This window comes from Halomonas sp. 3A7M, assembly GCF_014897875.1.
Classification (GTDB): Bacteria; Pseudomonadota; Gammaproteobacteria; order Pseudomonadales; family Halomonadaceae; genus Vreelandella.
Genome location: NZ_JABUZD010000069.1, coordinates 1 through 14592 on the forward strand (window position 1 = coordinate 1; position 14592 = coordinate 14592).

15 protein-coding genes are annotated in these 14592 nt (G+C 51.3%); 11 read left to right on the plus strand and 4 right to left on the minus strand.

The features are described 5' to 3' along the window. From INT19_RS06015 to INT19_RS06025, 3 genes are all read right to left on the minus strand, one after another. The coding region (locus INT19_RS06015) for a DedA family protein (RefSeq protein ID WP_193060116.1) at positions 1–874 on the minus strand (874 nt) is incomplete at its 3' end. Between the two features lie 27 nt (positions 875–901). Beyond that, positions 902–1834, minus strand: a complete 933-nt coding sequence (locus INT19_RS06020) for a GGDEF domain-containing protein (protein WP_193060117.1) — start codon at positions 1832–1834, stop codon at positions 902–904. Further along, positions 1827–2684 (minus strand): hypothetical protein, encoded by an 858-nt coding sequence (locus tag INT19_RS06025; RefSeq protein ID WP_193060118.1) that lies wholly within the window; start codon positions 2682–2684, stop codon positions 1827–1829. The genes INT19_RS06020 and INT19_RS06025 overlap by 8 nt, the downstream gene beginning before the upstream one ends. 186 nt (positions 2685–2870) lie before the next feature. Here INT19_RS06025 and INT19_RS06030 point away from each other — a divergent pair, with 186 nt between their 5' ends. The 11 genes from INT19_RS06030 to lipB all read left to right on the plus strand — a co-directional run bounded on the left by INT19_RS06030 (position 2871) and on the right by lipB (position 13330). Further along, the gene (locus INT19_RS06030; protein ID WP_193060119.1) at positions 2871–4178 is read left to right on the plus strand and encodes a glutamate-5-semialdehyde dehydrogenase; all 1308 of its coding nucleotides are present in this window, start codon (positions 2871–2873) and stop codon (positions 4176–4178) included. Then, positions 4175–4834 (plus strand): nicotinate-nucleotide adenylyltransferase, encoded by a 660-nt coding sequence (nadD, locus tag INT19_RS06035; RefSeq protein WP_193060120.1) that lies wholly within the window; start codon positions 4175–4177, stop codon positions 4832–4834. Before INT19_RS06030 ends, nadD begins: the two co-directional genes overlap by 4 nt. Before the next feature lie 107 nt (positions 4835–4941). Continuing rightward, entirely contained in the window at positions 4942–5328 is a 387-nt protein-coding gene (rsfS, locus tag INT19_RS06040) for a ribosome silencing factor (RefSeq protein WP_038483599.1), read from the plus strand. After that, positions 5325–5792, plus strand: coding sequence for a 23S rRNA (pseudouridine(1915)-N(3))-methyltransferase RlmH (gene rlmH / locus INT19_RS06045; protein WP_038483601.1), 468 nt, complete (start codon positions 5325–5327; stop codon positions 5790–5792). Before rsfS ends, rlmH begins: the two co-directional genes overlap by 4 nt. 35 nt (positions 5793–5827) lie before the next feature. Then, positions 5828–7735 (plus strand): penicillin-binding protein 2, encoded by a 1908-nt coding sequence (gene mrdA, locus INT19_RS06050; protein ID WP_193060121.1) that lies wholly within the window; start codon positions 5828–5830, stop codon positions 7733–7735. Continuing rightward, positions 7735–8898: a rod shape-determining protein RodA gene (gene rodA, locus INT19_RS06055; RefSeq protein WP_193060122.1), complete on the plus strand. Its 1164-nt coding sequence runs from the start codon at positions 7735–7737 to the stop codon at positions 8896–8898. Before mrdA ends, rodA begins: the two co-directional genes overlap by 1 nt. A 47-nt stretch (positions 8899–8945) precedes the next feature. Beyond that, entirely contained in the window at positions 8946–9962 is a 1017-nt protein-coding gene (gene mltB, locus INT19_RS06060) for a lytic murein transglycosylase B (RefSeq protein ID WP_193060123.1), read from the plus strand. A gap of 2 nt (positions 9963–9964) precedes the next feature. Further along, the gene (locus tag INT19_RS06065) at positions 9965–10942 is read left to right on the plus strand and encodes a septal ring lytic transglycosylase RlpA family protein (protein ID WP_193060124.1); all 978 of its coding nucleotides are present in this window, start codon (positions 9965–9967) and stop codon (positions 10940–10942) included. 69 nt (positions 10943–11011) lie between these two features. After that, the gene (locus INT19_RS06070) at positions 11012–12211 is read left to right on the plus strand and encodes a D-alanyl-D-alanine carboxypeptidase family protein (protein WP_193060125.1); all 1200 of its coding nucleotides are present in this window, start codon (positions 11012–11014) and stop codon (positions 12209–12211) included. A gap of 145 nt (positions 12212–12356) precedes the next feature. Further along, on the plus strand, positions 12357–12668 hold the full coding sequence (locus INT19_RS06075) for an HP0495 family protein (RefSeq protein ID WP_089038102.1): 312 nt from the start codon (positions 12357–12359) through the stop codon (positions 12666–12668). Then, positions 12665–13330 carry a lipoyl(octanoyl) transferase LipB gene (gene lipB, locus INT19_RS06080; RefSeq protein ID WP_193060126.1) on the plus strand — a complete coding sequence of 222 codons (666 nt, stop codon included), beginning with the start codon at positions 12665–12667 and terminating at the stop codon, positions 13328–13330. Before INT19_RS06075 ends, lipB begins: the two co-directional genes overlap by 4 nt. 101 nt (positions 13331–13431) lie before the next feature. On the opposite strand, the gene lipA is transcribed toward lipB, so the two are convergent. Next, positions 13432–14490, minus strand: a complete 1059-nt coding sequence (gene lipA / locus INT19_RS06085) for a lipoyl synthase (protein WP_193060127.1) — start codon at positions 14488–14490, stop codon at positions 13432–13434. Positions 14491–14592: the final 102 nt, after the last annotated feature.

The following is a 14592-nucleotide window of genomic DNA, read 5'->3' on the forward strand; positions in this document are numbered from 1 at the left end:
GCGACGATATTGGCTGGATGAAATCTTTCATGCGTTTGCCCTGATTGGTTAACCAGCTAAACAGTCGCTGTGCTTGTAGGTCTATTGCCAGCGGGCCTTGATGATTGATTACTAGCAGAGTCCAGGCGGAGACACTTGCCAACGTGATCAAAAACAGCAGTAACGAGGCTAGCGGCACTTCATCATTAAGGCTCATTGAGAGCCACGACCGACGCATAAAGGGGATACGGCGAATAAGACGTGCTGTTGCCAAGTAGATGAAACCGTGGCGTCCAACCTGGGCTCTTCCCCAGGAAAAAATCACTGCAAGCACGATGATACAGGCGCTTAATGTAATGATTGCCGTTTCTATATTTGGGGGGAGGTTGAGGTGCTGTTGCCAGGTTCTTCCTAGTAAGTAGCCAGGCAACACATAAGCGGGAGCCCACAGGGCTGCGGAGGTGATATTGGCCCACAAAAAAGTGCGCTTTGGCATCCGCATCATACCTGCAATAAGCGGAATAATGGGGCGGACTGGACCTACAAACCGACCAATAAATACTGAATGGATACCATAACGGTTAAAAAAACGTACGCCGCGTTCCAGCCATTCTGGGTGCATGGATAAAGGCCAACGGTTAGTGACCTGTTCACGATGGTGATAGCCGAGCAGGTAGCTAATGCTATCCCCCAGAATGGCGCCTATTAACGCAGCACCGATTAGCCATGGCAGGGCAATGGCTTCATGCCCCGCCACGGACGAAGCGGCGGTAATTAACACAACACCAGGCACCAATAAGCCAACCAGCGCAAGGGATTCAAGCAGCGAAATCAGTGCAACCAACAGTAGTAACATAGCTGGCGAGAGTGACAGGGCAAAAAGCGCATCAGCCATGAAAAATACTGCTCCATTTAATCCGCATTAGGCGATAGATAATGCGTTTGCACGAGCTTCCAGGCGATTTATGTAGCGTTCAAAGCTCTCATTTCGGCATGGTAGGCAAACAGCAATACGGGTTTCTAACTGCCCCGTTTCTACTAGAACACGTTGTGATAGTGCGCGTTGAAGCCGCTCGCGCACCAACATAGCACCGCTCTCACTTGTGTCGGGCAGCACTAACCAGAACGTGGCGTTGCCTGCCCGGCCTAACAGATCGTGGTCGCGGCAACGGCTATTGACTTCGTTACAGAGCGCACCCAGCAGCGCCGTTTTTGCGCGTGAACCAAATTGCTCTTCCGCCATATCAAGTTGGGGTAAATGCATCACTAAGACTGCCAAGCGCTTGTTGAGCATTGCTGCGCGCAGAAACTCATTGTGAAGACGCTCTTTTAGCGTATCAATATGGTAAGCATTGCAATCATTGTCGTTTGGGTCTGTTGCCCTCAGCAATGCTCTCTGTCGTGCGTGCTCCCATGGTGGTAAGGCCATCAGCAGAATGAGAGCGGTATAAGCAATAACTGTCTCTGAGGATGCATCGCTGTGACGGGTTAGTAGCCACCATAGGGGGCTGGAAAATACCGTTAGTAAGAAAGCGCTCGATAGCGGTAGTAAAAAAAATGCAGCGGCCGTGGGCAGTCCGATCCAAATCGTAGAGGTGCTAGGATGATTATAGAAGGCGGCCAGGGTAATGACATAACTGCTACCCAGTAAAATAGCGCGGGGAATAACAGGCTTTAACGCCTGGCTGTAGTGCATTAACAACGCAGTAAGTAGCAGCAGTGTCACAAACATTGGCACTAAAAGGTCGTGATAATTGCCCATGCGATAAAGCCAGAATGTGTACCCTGCTACTAGGATCACACTCGCGGTGTAGGCAAAAGTCATCAGGTGTCTGTGCCGCAGTTGGTCAATCATTGTTACCTTCCCGTTGTTGAGGCGGGAGCTGAGCTAGCGCCTCGACGGATAGACCCGATAGCTCTATATCCATTAGTGGTAGGTGGTGGAAGTGCTGTGTTTCTGGGAGGCCTGCGCAGAGAAGCTTGCGGCGTTGGGCGGCTTCCTTTGGGTTATACGACAACATCAAGGCGGCAAGTGTCTGATTATTTAAGCGATAAACGTGTTCAAAGCTGTATATGAGGTTGCATAATTTTTGCCCCGACGACCAAAGCTGATGACGTTTTACTTGGATAATTAATAGCTCTGCATAGATGGCTTCACGTTCAGAGCGGGTTTGTTCGCGGCTCAGGTCTCTCAGCAGCTGTCCGCTTGGCCATAAATTTAACCCAGGGATTAGTCGAAGGCGTTTGCGAATGGAGCCGTTAATATCGATTAACTGGCACGCTTTTGCACTGGAAAGCACGCCTAGCGTGATCAATGCCGCCAACAGTAGCAGTGCTTCGGGTAAGCTAAGAAGAGGGGCAATGAATGACCAACTAATCAACGCAGCGCACGTATTGAACACGGCCACCCAGCGTTTCTGGGGCAGCATAAACATTGCCGCCCAAGCCCATATTAAAAAGCTATGGCGCTCTGGAGCCACGGCAATTAGCCCCAGCAGTAGCGCCCCGGTGAGCACTTGCCAAGGTAGGCCTTTAGAACGACGATGGCTAAAGTCGAGCAATAGCGCAGTAACAAAAAGCCAGCCTACAGACAACCAAAGTACTAGCGCAGCCGCTGGCTGCGCCATATATGTCCAGGACGCTAATGCTAACGCCGCTGCGAACAAGTTGGCTCTTAGTAGGCGTATTTTGTACTTGCTTTGCATGGTGGCTTACTATTCACCTTTAATTCAAGATTGCCCATGGAGCACTTTGACCAGGCGTGGGCGTCGAAATGTAATCATTAATAGCGTCAGTATAACGCCCTAATGGCGTAACATACTGCCAAACACCTAGTACCACTACCATAGAATGCAACTTGCCTTGCATACGCAATAAGACAGGGAGAAAGTATGAGCGGTTCAAACGCACGCCAAAACATAGCCCTACAGCAATTAGCTGCGGGGAATGTTCCCGCTTATATCCAGGTGCTCGGTCAAGGCGCTAGGGCAGCTGCCAGAGAGCTGCGTCGTGCTGATACGGGATTGAAAAATCGTGCGCTTGAAGCAATGGCATCGCGCCTGACGGCCTCTAGACAGTTAATACTGGAAGCTAATGCGCTTGATTTGCAGCGTGGCAAAGAAACTGGCCTAGACGCTGCACTGCTTGATCGTCTGGCGCTTAATGATGCGCGAATTGATGCCATGGTCGAAGGCCTTCACCAAGTGGCTGCGCTGCCAGATCCCGTTGGCGAAATTGACGATATGCGCTATCGCCCAAGCGGAATTCAAGTTGGCAAAATGCGCGTACCGCTAGGGGTTATTGGCATTATTTATGAATCTCGCCCGAACGTTACCCTTGAGGCAGCAAGCCTGTGCTTAAAATCGGGTAATGCTTGCTTGCTACGCGGCGGTTCTGAGGCCAGTGCGTCAAATGCGGCGATTAGCAGTTGTATCCAGGAGGGGCTAGCCGATGTTGGCTTGCCAGCTGAATCCGTACAAATTGTTGCCACCACCGATCGCGCTGCAGTGGGTGCGATGATAAGCATGCCCGAGTACGTCGACGTCATTATTCCAAGAGGTGGTAAGTCTCTGATCGAGCGCATTTCCCGCGAAGCAACGGTGCCGGTCATTAAACACCTCGATGGGGTTTGTCACGTTTACATCGACACTACAGCAGATCCCGCTAAAGCGCTGGCCATCGCGGTAAACGCGAAAACGCATCGCTATGGCACCTGCAATACGATGGAAACGCTGCTGGTGGATGCGCCGATTGCCGATATCGTGCTGCCAGAGTTGGCTCGTGCCTACGCCGAGCACCATGTAGAGCTACGTGGTTGCGAGCGTACACGAGCATTGCTGCCCCAAGCAGCGTTGGCCACAGAAGAAGACTGGGGCGCTGAGTACCTTGCGCCGATTTTAGCGATTAAAGTCGTCGATGGTATGGATGAGGCGATTCAGCATATCGAGCAATATGGCTCCCATCATACTGATGCCATTGTGACTCAAGACATCAGTCTAGCGAGACGCTTCATGGCTGAGGTCGACTCAAGCTCAGTCATCGTAAATGCCTCTACGCGCTTTGCTGATGGTTTTGAGTATGGACTGGGTGCGGAAATTGGTATCTCAACCGATAAGCTGCATGCGCGAGGGCCGGTTGGATTAGAAGGGCTTACAACGCAGAAATATGTGGTCTTTGGTGATGGGCAAATCAGGCAATGAGTTCAACACCCATGCGAATAGGCATGCTGGGGGGCACATTTGATCCTGTGCATCTGGGGCATTTGCGAAGCGCCGTTGAGGTTCGTGAAGCCCTTGGGCTTGATCGTTTGCACATGATTCCCGCACCTCAGCCGCCTCTGCGTGATACGCCTCAGGTGTCGCCGGAACAGCGTTTTGAGTTGTTAAGGCTAGGTATTAGCGACACGCCAGGTGTGATGGCTGATGATCGGGAGCTACGCCGTGAAGGGCCTTCTTATAGCGTGGATACGCTTGCTGAACTGCGGCAAGCGTATGGCGATAGCGCGAGTCTAGTGATGATTATTGGGTTCGATGCTTTTCTGCGGTTAGCCAAATGGCACAAAGCTAGTCAGATATTCTCTTTAGCACATCTCGTTGTGATCGCTCGACCTGGCTATAACGCGCGTTGGTCTGAGGAATTAAGGGAACTGGTGGGTAATCGTGAAGTCGATAGTGTAGATGAACTGATGCGAAGCCCTAATGGTAATGTTCTAACGCTGGCCTTGCCCTCCATGATGGCGATTTCGGCTACTTACATAAGAGAGCGTTTAGAAAAGGGCAAAAGCGTTCGTTATCTACTGCCTGAGGCCGTCGAGGAAGCCATTCTGCGGCATGGTTTCTATCATTCTGGTGAATAGCGCTGGCAGTCAGGAAAGAAGCCGTTACAATGGCCGGCTTATTGACTGAATATCACTGAGCTTGCTTTTGCTGAGCTTACGACAACAAGGGGTTGCCTTTAGGAGCCATGCACATCGATACACTTAAAAATCTAGCGGTTGATGCCCTAGAAGAACTTAAAGCACGAGATATTACGCAGTTAGATGTTTCAAAGCTGACTGAAGTTACTGATTTGATGCTAATCGCCAGTGGTACGTCTACTCGCCACGTGGCTGCCTTAGCGCAAAATGTTGTGGAAAAGGCCAAAGCGTCAGGCCTTGCGCCCCGAGGTGTTGAAGGTGGCGATAATGCTGACTGGGTATTGGTCGATTTAGGCGATGTGGTTGTCCATATTATGTTGCCTGAAGCCAGAGCCCTTTATGATCTTGAGCGCTTATGGGCAGACCTACCCAATGACGCTGGGGCTATTAGTGAATCGCTCAAACGGTTTGAAGAGCGAGCCACGATGTCATGAAGATCCGGCTGTTAGCGGTGGGCACCAAAATGCCTGCGTGGGTTGAGGAGGGCATTGAGACCTACCGCAAACGGCTGCCTCGAGACTTCTCGCTTGAAATTGAAGAGATTCCACTCGGTCAGCGTGGCAAAAATGCTGATATAGCTAAAGCGCGTGCGCAAGAGGCTCAGCGTATACGTGACAAGCTTCGTGGCGACGAGTATATCGTGGCACTTGAGGTTAAGGGTAAAACCTGGAGTACCGAGCAACTTGCTGACGAAGCCGACGCTTGGCGCATGTTGGGCAAAGATATTGTGTTGTTGGTGGGAGGACCTGATGGCTTGGAGCCATCCCTTTCAGCAATGGCTGATAAAGCGTGGTCTTTATCGCCTCTCACGTTGCCACACCCACTGGTACGCATCATGCTGGCTGAGCAACTTTACCGGGCGTGGACACTGCTAGTAGGTCATCCCTATCATCGATAATTGTTTTTTGTCTGATTTGAGAGTCATCGTTACCCATGCCTAAGCGCCATGACACGCTTAAAAACCCTGAGCAAGAATTGCGTATTTTTCGTGTCAGGGCGCTACTTGCCGTCTTAGTGGTGGTTGTTTTGACGGGATTGCTAACTGGACGATTAGCATACTTGCAGATCGTTCAGCACGATTTATACAGTACTCGCTCCGAAAAAAACCGTGTCCGTGTCGAACCGCTGCCCCCCAATCGGGGGTTGATTTATGACCGCAATGGCGTCCTCCTTGCCGAAAATCGCCCTACCTATAACCTCACGTTGGTACGCGAACGCGTTGATGATTTAGATGAAACGCTGGCGCTGTTAGTTGAGCTTCTAGACTTGCCCGAAGATGATATTGAAGCGTTCAATGTCCGTTCCCGGCAACGCCAACGCCCGTTTCAACCCGCGCTTTTAATGAGTGATTTGAGCGAAGACCAAATCGCACGGCTAGCGGTGAATCGACATCGTCTACCAGGGGTCGAAGTAGAGGCGCAACTGCTCCGTTACTATCCTGATGCCGAAATGATGGCCCATTCGCTGGGCTACGTAGGGCGCATCAACGCAGAAGAGCTGCAAACCCTAGATGCTGGGCGATATGCGGGAACACACTTTATTGGTAAGACGGGGATTGAGCGTTTTTACGAGACGGAACTGCACGGGCAGGCGGGGCTGCGTAAAGTTGAAACGAATGCGCGTGGGCGTGTACTTAGAGAGCTCGGTCGTACTGATCCGGTACCTGGGGAAAACCTTACTTTAACGCTTGATAAGTCAATGCAAATGCTGGCTTACGAGCTGTTAGATGGCCGGCGTGGATCTATCGTCGCGATCGTTCCTGGGACGGGTGAAATCCTCGCCATGGTCTCGACGCCTGGCTTTGATAGTAATCAGTTTGTGACGGGAATTGATGTCGCTTCTTATCGCGGCTTGCAGGAAAATATCGACCTCCCGCTGTTTAATCGAGCAATTCGTGGCCATTATCCGCCAGGTTCAACCATTAAACCTTTTTTGGCGCTTGCGGGGCTAGTCGAGGGTGTTATCACACCCGATAGCACGATTAATGATCCTGGTTTTTATCAGTTGCCCAACGACTCTCGTCGCTATCGTAATTGGCTGCGCTGGGGGCATGGACGAGTAGATATGGAGCGGTCTCTTGCCGTTTCAAACAATACTTATTACTACACCCTAGCCCATGATCTGGGTATCGATAATCTGCATGAACAAATGACCAATTTTGGCTTCGGCCAACGTGTTGCTCATGACGTGCAAGGCGAAAGCACCGGCCTGATGCCGTCTCGTGACTGGAAGCGGGCGCGTTTTAATCAGCCTTGGTATCCCGGTGAAACACTCTCTGTGGGAATCGGGCAGGGGTACTGGCAAGTAACTCCGTTACAACTGGCGAGTGCAACGGCTACATTGGCTAATCGCGGTCATTGGATAAAGCCACGTCTTGCGTTAGCAATAGGTGACGAGCCCTTAGCGCTGGATTTGCCGGATACGCTGCCCGATATTCAGTTGGATAATGACAGCTGGTGGGACCGTGTTTTCAGCGGCATGGAAAAAGTAATCAGCGGGAGAGAAGGCACGGCACGCCGCACAGGGGTGGGGCTAGAGTATCGTATGGGGGGTAAATCAGGCACTGCCCAAGTGTTCTCGCTTGGGCAAGATCAGCGTTACAACGCCGCAGAACTTGAGGAGCGCTTACGCGATCACGCTCTTTTTATGGCGTTTGCGCCCATCGACGATCCGCAAATTGCGGTCTCAGTTATTGTTGAAAATGCTGGGGGCGGGAGTACGCATGCCGCTCATTTGGCGCGTGCGATGACCGATGCATGGATATTAAGAGACGATGCGCCAGACGCTGAAGAAGTTAAAGAAGCATTGGAAGAAGATACTGCCAACGTGGAGGGCAACTAATGAGGTCATGGCAAACCCTCTCTCGCCCACTACGTCGTTATCCAGTACGCCCACCCGATAGCGGTATTGCTCGGCGCAAAAGCATCTGGGAGCGGATTCACCTTGACCCGTGGCTGTTAGGTTTGCTGCTGTTGCTGATGGGGGGTGGGCTATTAGTGCTTTATAGCGCTTCCGGGCAGCGTATTGATACCGTGATTGCGCAAGCGATACGTTTTGGTGTTGCTATCGCTGTTATGGTGGTTATTGCTCAATTATCGCCTTCCACGTTTCTGCGCTGGGCTCCCTTAGCTTACGGCTTGGGGTTAGCTATGTTGTTAGCAGTTGAAATAGCGGGTGATGTGGGGATGGGGGCAAAGCGGTGGCTTGAGATACCGGGTGTTATTCGATTTCAACCATCTGAAATGATGAAATTAGCGGTGCCACTGATGGTGGCTGCCTATCTGAACCGTTGCCAATTACCGCCACGTTTCAAGCATATTTTTGTATGCGCGGTGATCATCGGCTTGCCGGTGGTGCTTACGGCTATTCAACCGGATCTTGGGACGTCGCTTTTAGTGGCCAGCGCGGCGGTGATTGTTGTGCTTTTGGCAGGTTTATCCTGGCGTCTAATTGGTTTAATTGGTGCCTTAATTGCGGCAGGACTACCTGTTCTATGGATGAATATGCACAACTATCAGCGTCAACGGGTTTTAACGTTCCTGGATCCGGATAGCGACCCCTTAGGGGCGGGTTGGAATATTATTCAATCAACAACCGCGATAGGTAGCGGTGGCTTATGGGGGAAGGGCTGGCTTGAGGGTACTCAGTCTCAATTAGAATTCCTGCCTGAGCGCCATACGGATTTTATTATTGCCGTGCTAGGTGAAGAGTTTGGCCTAGTGGGAATGCTGGTACTGTTATCCCTGTATGTCATGATTGTGGGGCGAGGTCTTTGGCTGGCAGCCTCTGCTCAGGACACCTTCGGGCGACTTTTTGCAGGCAGTATTATCCTGACGTTTTTTATATATGTGTTTGTCAATGTCGGCATGGTAAGTGGTATTTTGCCCGTTGTTGGCGTACCGCTGCCGCTAGTGAGCTATGGCGGGACTTCCAGCGTGACCTTGCTGGCAGGGTTCGGTATTCTCATGTCAATACATGCCCATCGGCGGTTGTTGCCGCGCTAGTATCGAATGGATAAGTAGCGGTGCTTTTTCACAGGAGTGGTTAGTTAATGAAATGGGCCCGAAATAAAGCAGGCGGCTGCATGGCAGCTATGTTATTGGCGTGCTCTTACACGGTTGCATGGGCTGACGACGCGTCGCCTTTTGATCCGCAGCAGCACGAAGGTACGCAACAGCTAGTTGACGAGTTAGCAGAACAAGGCATTCCTCGGCAATGGCTAACAGATGCCTTGAATCAAGCCAGCTTTAACCAATCTGTTTTGGACGCGATGGAAGGTGCGGCTGAACGCCGCTTACGTTGGTATGAGTATCGAGATATATTCTTAACTCAGCAACGTATTGAGGAGGGAGCCGAGTTCATCAGTGAGTATGAGGATGCGTTTGCTCGGGCTGAGGACGTGTATGGTGTCCCACCAGAGATCATTGCTGCCATTATTGGTGTTGAAACCTATTACGGTAAGCATAAAGGTCGCCACCTCGTATTAGACTCATTAGCAACATTAGCCTTCAACCATCCTGTTCGTGGTGGCTTTTTTCGCGGCGAACTGGCGGCTTTTTTGAAAATCGCTCATGAGCAAGGCGTTGAGGTTGACGAGCTGTATGGTTCGTATGCTGGCGCAATGGGGTATCCCCAGTTTATTCCCACAAGTTATCAAGCCTATGCCGTCGATTTTGACGATGATGGTAAACGAGATTTATGGGAGAATCCGGTCGATGCTATTGGCAGTGTGGCGAACTATTTTGCTGTACATGGTTGGCAGCGTGATGGGGCAATTTATCATGAGGCCGATGGCCCTGATTCAGCGCCTGATACGCTTCCTATTAACCAAACCAGTAAGCCTGAAGTGACTGTGTCTGAAGCGATTGAAGCTGGCATTGAACCACAGAGTGCACTGGATTCAGAGCTGCTTGTGGTGCCTTTAAGGCTCGAGCTTGCTGATGATAGTATCCAATATCGCTTGGGGGAATATAACTTTTACGTTATTACCCGCTATAACCACAGCCATCTCTATGCAATGGCAGTGACAGAACTGTCAGAGGCGATTGCACGGCAGGTTGAGGGCTAAATATGAGAACAGTGCTGTCTGAGGCTCGTGGCATAGGTGGTGCGGTGATCATCATGGCGTTGGTTAGCGGCTGTGCCAGCCATGAAGCTCAACAAAATAGCGCTAAGCAGCCCGCTAGTAAGCCTGCTGAAAGTGCGAGCGGGGCGCTCAGCAGTGGAGCAAGTAGTGGCGGTGCATCGTCGTCCGGGGAGCGCTATGCAATGACGGGCGACGCCTATCCATTAGAGCCGCCGGATGTGAGCAAGGTGCCAAACGCTGAGCCTCGCATAGAGCCGCCATCGCGTTCCGGTAATCGCTCCACTTATGAAGTGTGGGGGGAAACCTATCATGTGCTGCCGGATGCGGCGGGCTACGTGAAGCAAGGGACGGCCTCCTGGTATGGTGAAAAGTTTCATGGCTATGCCACATCAAACGGTGAGATTTATGACATGTATAAAATGTCTGCGGCTCACCGTACGTTGCCACTGCCAACATTTGCTCGTGTCACCAGTTTAGACAGCGGTCAATCTGTTATCGTGCGCGTCAATGATAGGGGGCCTTTTCATAGCGACCGTGAAATAGATCTTTCCTATGCAGCGGCTGCACGGCTAGGCTTTTTAGATAATGGTACTGGCGCCGTCCGGGTTGAGGCTATCGAGCCTGAGCAATGGCTGGCTCAGCAAGGTAGAAGTAGCCAGCCAGTTGATGAGGTATCTTTGGCATCTTCTACTGTGAATGAACGGTCTGTTCGAGATGCTGCTGTTCAGCAGCCAGTGGCAGCAGATGATGCTATTTATCTACAAATTGCGGCATTGGGCAGTGAAGAAGGAGCCCAGCAGCTGCAGCAACGTCTGGTCAGTGAACTCCCGCATAACGTACGGGTGATGAGTGATGCTGACGTGCATCGTGTGCAAGTTGGGCCAGTGAGTCCTAAGCAGGAAAACCAAGCACGTGAAGAACTCCGTCGGGCGGGCTTCCCACAAGCGTTTATCGTGAGATAGTTCTCCCCAATTATTAGCTAAATTAAACGTGCTTCGTTGACGTTTTTTCTTTGTTGTGAGAAGTAAGAAATGAATGTATTGATGTCTATTCGCCGTACCGCAGGGCTTTGCTTGTTTGCGGTTTTTGCCGTGGTGTCTTCGCCGGTCATGGCCCAGGTGATACCACAGCCGCAGACGATTATTCCTTCCGCTCCTCAGCTGGCGGCGAGCTCATGGATTCTGATGGATGCCAACAGCGGTCGCATTCTTGCTGAACATAATTCTGATGAACGCTTACCACCAGCCAGCCTGACTAAACTCATGACCGCCTATCTGGTCGAGCGTGAGTTAGATCGCGGTACAATTAGCTTGACGGATATGGTCAATATCAGTGAGAAAGCTTGGCGTACCGGCGGTTCCAAGATGTTCATTGAGGTAGGCGATCAAGTCTCGGTCAATGATTTGCTGCATGGCATCATTATTGTATCGGGTAACGATGCTAGCGTGGCAATGGCAGAGCACCTAGCGGGTGGCGAAGCGCCATTTGCCGATTTGATGAATCAGCATGCTACGCGCTTAGGAATGCACAATACTAATTTCCAAAATCCGACAGGTCTTCCTGGCGATAATCACTACTCCACCGCTCACGATATGGCGTTGTTGGCACAGCATATTATTAACGATTACCCTGAGCACTTTACTATTTACTCTCAGCGCAACTTCGCGTTTGGTGGCATCGACCAGCCAAACCGTAACCGCTTGCTATGGCGCGACCCGAGTGTCGATGGTTTGAAAACCGGTTGGACAACTGAGGCGGGCTACTGTCTTGTCTCTTCGGCCGAGCGTGATGGCATGCGGCTAATTTCGGTCGTGATGGGCACTAATTCAGAAGAGGCAAGAGCGCAGGAAACGCAAAAGCTACTCAGCTACGGCTTCCGCTTCTATGAAACGATGAAGCTCTATGAGCGTGGTGCAGTGCTTGCAACGCCGCGCGTTTGGGGGGGAGATATCAATGAACTGCGTGTTGGCGTTGACGGTGAAGTATTTATGACGCTTCCGCGCAACCGTAATGAAGAGTTGCGTGCTCGCTTGAACCTGGATAGCGATCTTCAAGCGCCGATTGCCGTGGGTGATGATGTCGGTACGCTAGAAGTATATTTAGGTGAGGAAATGGTCGGTGAACGCCAGCTAGTGGCGCTAGAAAATGTTGAAGAGGGTGGCTTGTTCAAGCGCCTATTTGACCAAGTAAGGCGTTTCTTCAGTGGTTTGATCAGTAACTTCATCGATTAATTAGTAATTTCACCGCTTAGTAGCAGCGAGTGGGCTTAAGCGCAGAATTTTTAGTCTTTTGCGCTTAAGCTACTAATCTTATAAGGCTGTACTGCACTCGTACCCTGAGCAGAAGTATCTATATATTCCCGTGTAAAGGCGAGCTATGAAAAAAGGCGCGAAAAATGGGCTAAGAGATTTACGTCAGCCTGAAGTAAACGAGCCACCTAAAATCACTTTTCCCTGTGATTACTCATTGAAAGTGGTTGGCGATGCCGCTGAGGATTTTCCAGCCTGCGTGTGCCAAGTGATAGTTAAACATTCCCCAGATTTTGATGAGACGTCACTGCAAGTCGTCGACAGCCGTAACGGCCGTTTTCAATCTGTGCGTGTCACTATTGTGGCCACTGGCGAACAGCAATTACGCCAGCTGTTCGATGATCTGAAGGCGACAGGTCGCGTACACATGGTGGTATGACCTTGGCTAGTCAACCTATTGAGCTGCATCAGCTTGGCCATCGTGCCTACTTGCCGGTGTGGAGCGCGATGCGCGAACTCACCGACACGCGGGACGAGACAACGCCTGATCAATTCTGGCTAGTTGAGCACGACCCCGTTTTTACTCAGGGCCAGGCGGGTAAGCCAGAGCATGTGTTAATGCCAGGTGATATCCCTGTCGTGAAAACGGATCGTGGGGGGCAGGTAACCTACCATGGCCCAGGCCAAATTGTCTTATATCCATTGCTGGACGTTCGCCGTGGCAAGATTGGTGTTCGTGAGTTAGTAACTGCGCTAGAAAACTCAGTGATTGACGTACTTGCTCTCTATGACGTGTCTGCCTGGGCGAAGCCAGATGCACCTGGCGTCTATGTTGATACGCAACAGGGCGAAGCGAAAATTGCCTCGCTAGGGTTACGAATTCGGCGGGGCGCAAGCTATCACGGGGTTGCGCTAAACGTAGATGGTGACTTATCCCCCTTCGGGCGCATCAATCCCTGTGGCTATGCGGGTATGCAGGTAACGCGATTGGCTGATTTAGTGGCGCTGCCTGTCGCTCACCAGGTGGGGAGTCAACTAGCGTCTGCACTGGCCCAGCGGTTGGATCGGCAGTTGGTGGATGTGTCGTTTATCCAATCATGAGCGATCTGCACGCAAGGCACTGTTGGAACTGAGTTAGCTGTGCCAATTGCGTGCAGATAGTTAGTGAGAATAGTAAGTGAAAGGCAACTAGCCTAGACGGTTTATCCGACGTTAAACGCAGGAATGCGGTTAGCGTCAGGCTCATGACCAGGAACCGCAGCAGGCGACGCGAGACCAAGATTGTTTTTCTCAAATACACGGTCAGCGCGATAGCTAGAGCGAACCAGCGGCCCGGACGGCACTTCCATAAAGCCTTTTTCAAGGCCAAGCACGCGATAGCGATCAAACTCTTCTGGGGTGACCCAGCGCTCTACGGCTAGATGGTTTTTAGTTGGGCGCAAATACTGTCCGAGCGTCACGATATCAACGCCAATCTCTCTCAGGTCATCAAAGGTTTTAAGAATCTCTTCGTCTGTCTCACCTAATCCAAGCATCAAGCTTGTTTTGGTAATTATGTCTGGTCGATACTGTTTGGCATGCGCTAAGACATTCAGCGTTTTGCGATAACCTGCACGTGGGTCGCGTACTTTGCTGGTTAGTCGCTCTACCGTCTCTACGTTCTGTGCAAACACTTCCAAGCCCGAATCAACTACCCGCTCAATGGCGGCTTTATCAGCGTCAAAATCGGGTGTTAGAGCTTCTACAACCACTTCCGGCGTGCGGGATTTGATAGCTTTAATGCAGTTGGCATAGTGCGTAGCGCCACCGTCGTCCAGATCGTCTCGGTCAACGGAGGTCAATACGATGTAGCGCAGCCCCATCAACTCGACTGATTTTGCCGTGTTTTCCGGCTCATCTAGATCCAGCCAGCCTTTCGGGTTGCCTGTGTCTACGGCACAGAATCGGCAGGCGCGTGTGCATACAGACCCCATTAACATAATGGTGGCGGTGCCATTGCTCCAGCATTCGCCCATGTTAGGGCAGTGTGACTCTGCACAAACAGTGCTAAGACGGTGCGTAGAGACATTCTTTTTGACGGCTTCGAAGCGTTCGCCCCCAGGGATCTGTGCGCGCAACCATTTAGGTTTACGGTCAAGACTGGGAGACGCTTCATCTGACGCCGTTTTGCGCTGTTTCATGCCGTCTTTAATGACCGACATGCCATACTCATTGCGGAATTTCTCGCCGCTAGGGACGCGCGTTGTGGGGTTATTGCTCATAGGAAAGAGCCTCTCTACTGTGCGGCAGGCAATGCCCAAACGTCGTGGCGTCTAACCATATGCTGTGGCGATGGCGTTTAAATGCCATGGCGTTGACAGTTG

Excerpts from the sequence above, each read along its gene's own strand:
- INT19_RS06020 (WP_193060117.1), bottom strand. The coding sequence starts at position 1,834 with ATGATTGACCAACTGCGGCACAGACACCTGATGACTTTTGCCTACACC.
- INT19_RS06025 (WP_193060118.1), bottom strand. The coding sequence starts at position 2,684 with ATGCAAAGCAAGTACAAAATACGCCTACTAAGAGCCAACTTGTTCGCA.
- INT19_RS06030 (WP_193060119.1), top strand. The coding sequence starts at position 2,871 with ATGAGCGGTTCAAACGCACGCCAAAACATAGCCCTACAGCAATTAGCT.
- nadD (WP_193060120.1), top strand. The coding sequence starts at position 4,175 with ATGAGTTCAACACCCATGCGAATAGGCATGCTGGGGGGCACATTTGAT.
- rsfS (WP_038483599.1), top strand. The coding sequence starts at position 4,942 with ATGCACATCGATACACTTAAAAATCTAGCGGTTGATGCCCTAGAAGAA.
- rlmH (WP_038483601.1), top strand. The coding sequence starts at position 5,325 with ATGAAGATCCGGCTGTTAGCGGTGGGCACCAAAATGCCTGCGTGGGTT.
- mrdA (WP_193060121.1), top strand. The coding sequence starts at position 5,828 with ATGCCTAAGCGCCATGACACGCTTAAAAACCCTGAGCAAGAATTGCGT.
- rodA (WP_193060122.1), top strand. The coding sequence starts at position 7,735 with ATGAGGTCATGGCAAACCCTCTCTCGCCCACTACGTCGTTATCCAGTA.
- mltB (WP_193060123.1), top strand. The coding sequence starts at position 8,946 with ATGAAATGGGCCCGAAATAAAGCAGGCGGCTGCATGGCAGCTATGTTA.
- INT19_RS06065 (WP_193060124.1), top strand. The coding sequence starts at position 9,965 with ATGAGAACAGTGCTGTCTGAGGCTCGTGGCATAGGTGGTGCGGTGATC.
- INT19_RS06070 (WP_193060125.1), top strand. The coding sequence starts at position 11,012 with ATGAATGTATTGATGTCTATTCGCCGTACCGCAGGGCTTTGCTTGTTT.
- INT19_RS06075 (WP_089038102.1), top strand. The coding sequence starts at position 12,357 with ATGAAAAAAGGCGCGAAAAATGGGCTAAGAGATTTACGTCAGCCTGAA.
- lipB (WP_193060126.1), top strand. The coding sequence starts at position 12,665 with ATGACCTTGGCTAGTCAACCTATTGAGCTGCATCAGCTTGGCCATCGT.
- lipA (WP_193060127.1), bottom strand. The coding sequence starts at position 14,490 with ATGAGCAATAACCCCACAACGCGCGTCCCTAGCGGCGAGAAATTCCGC.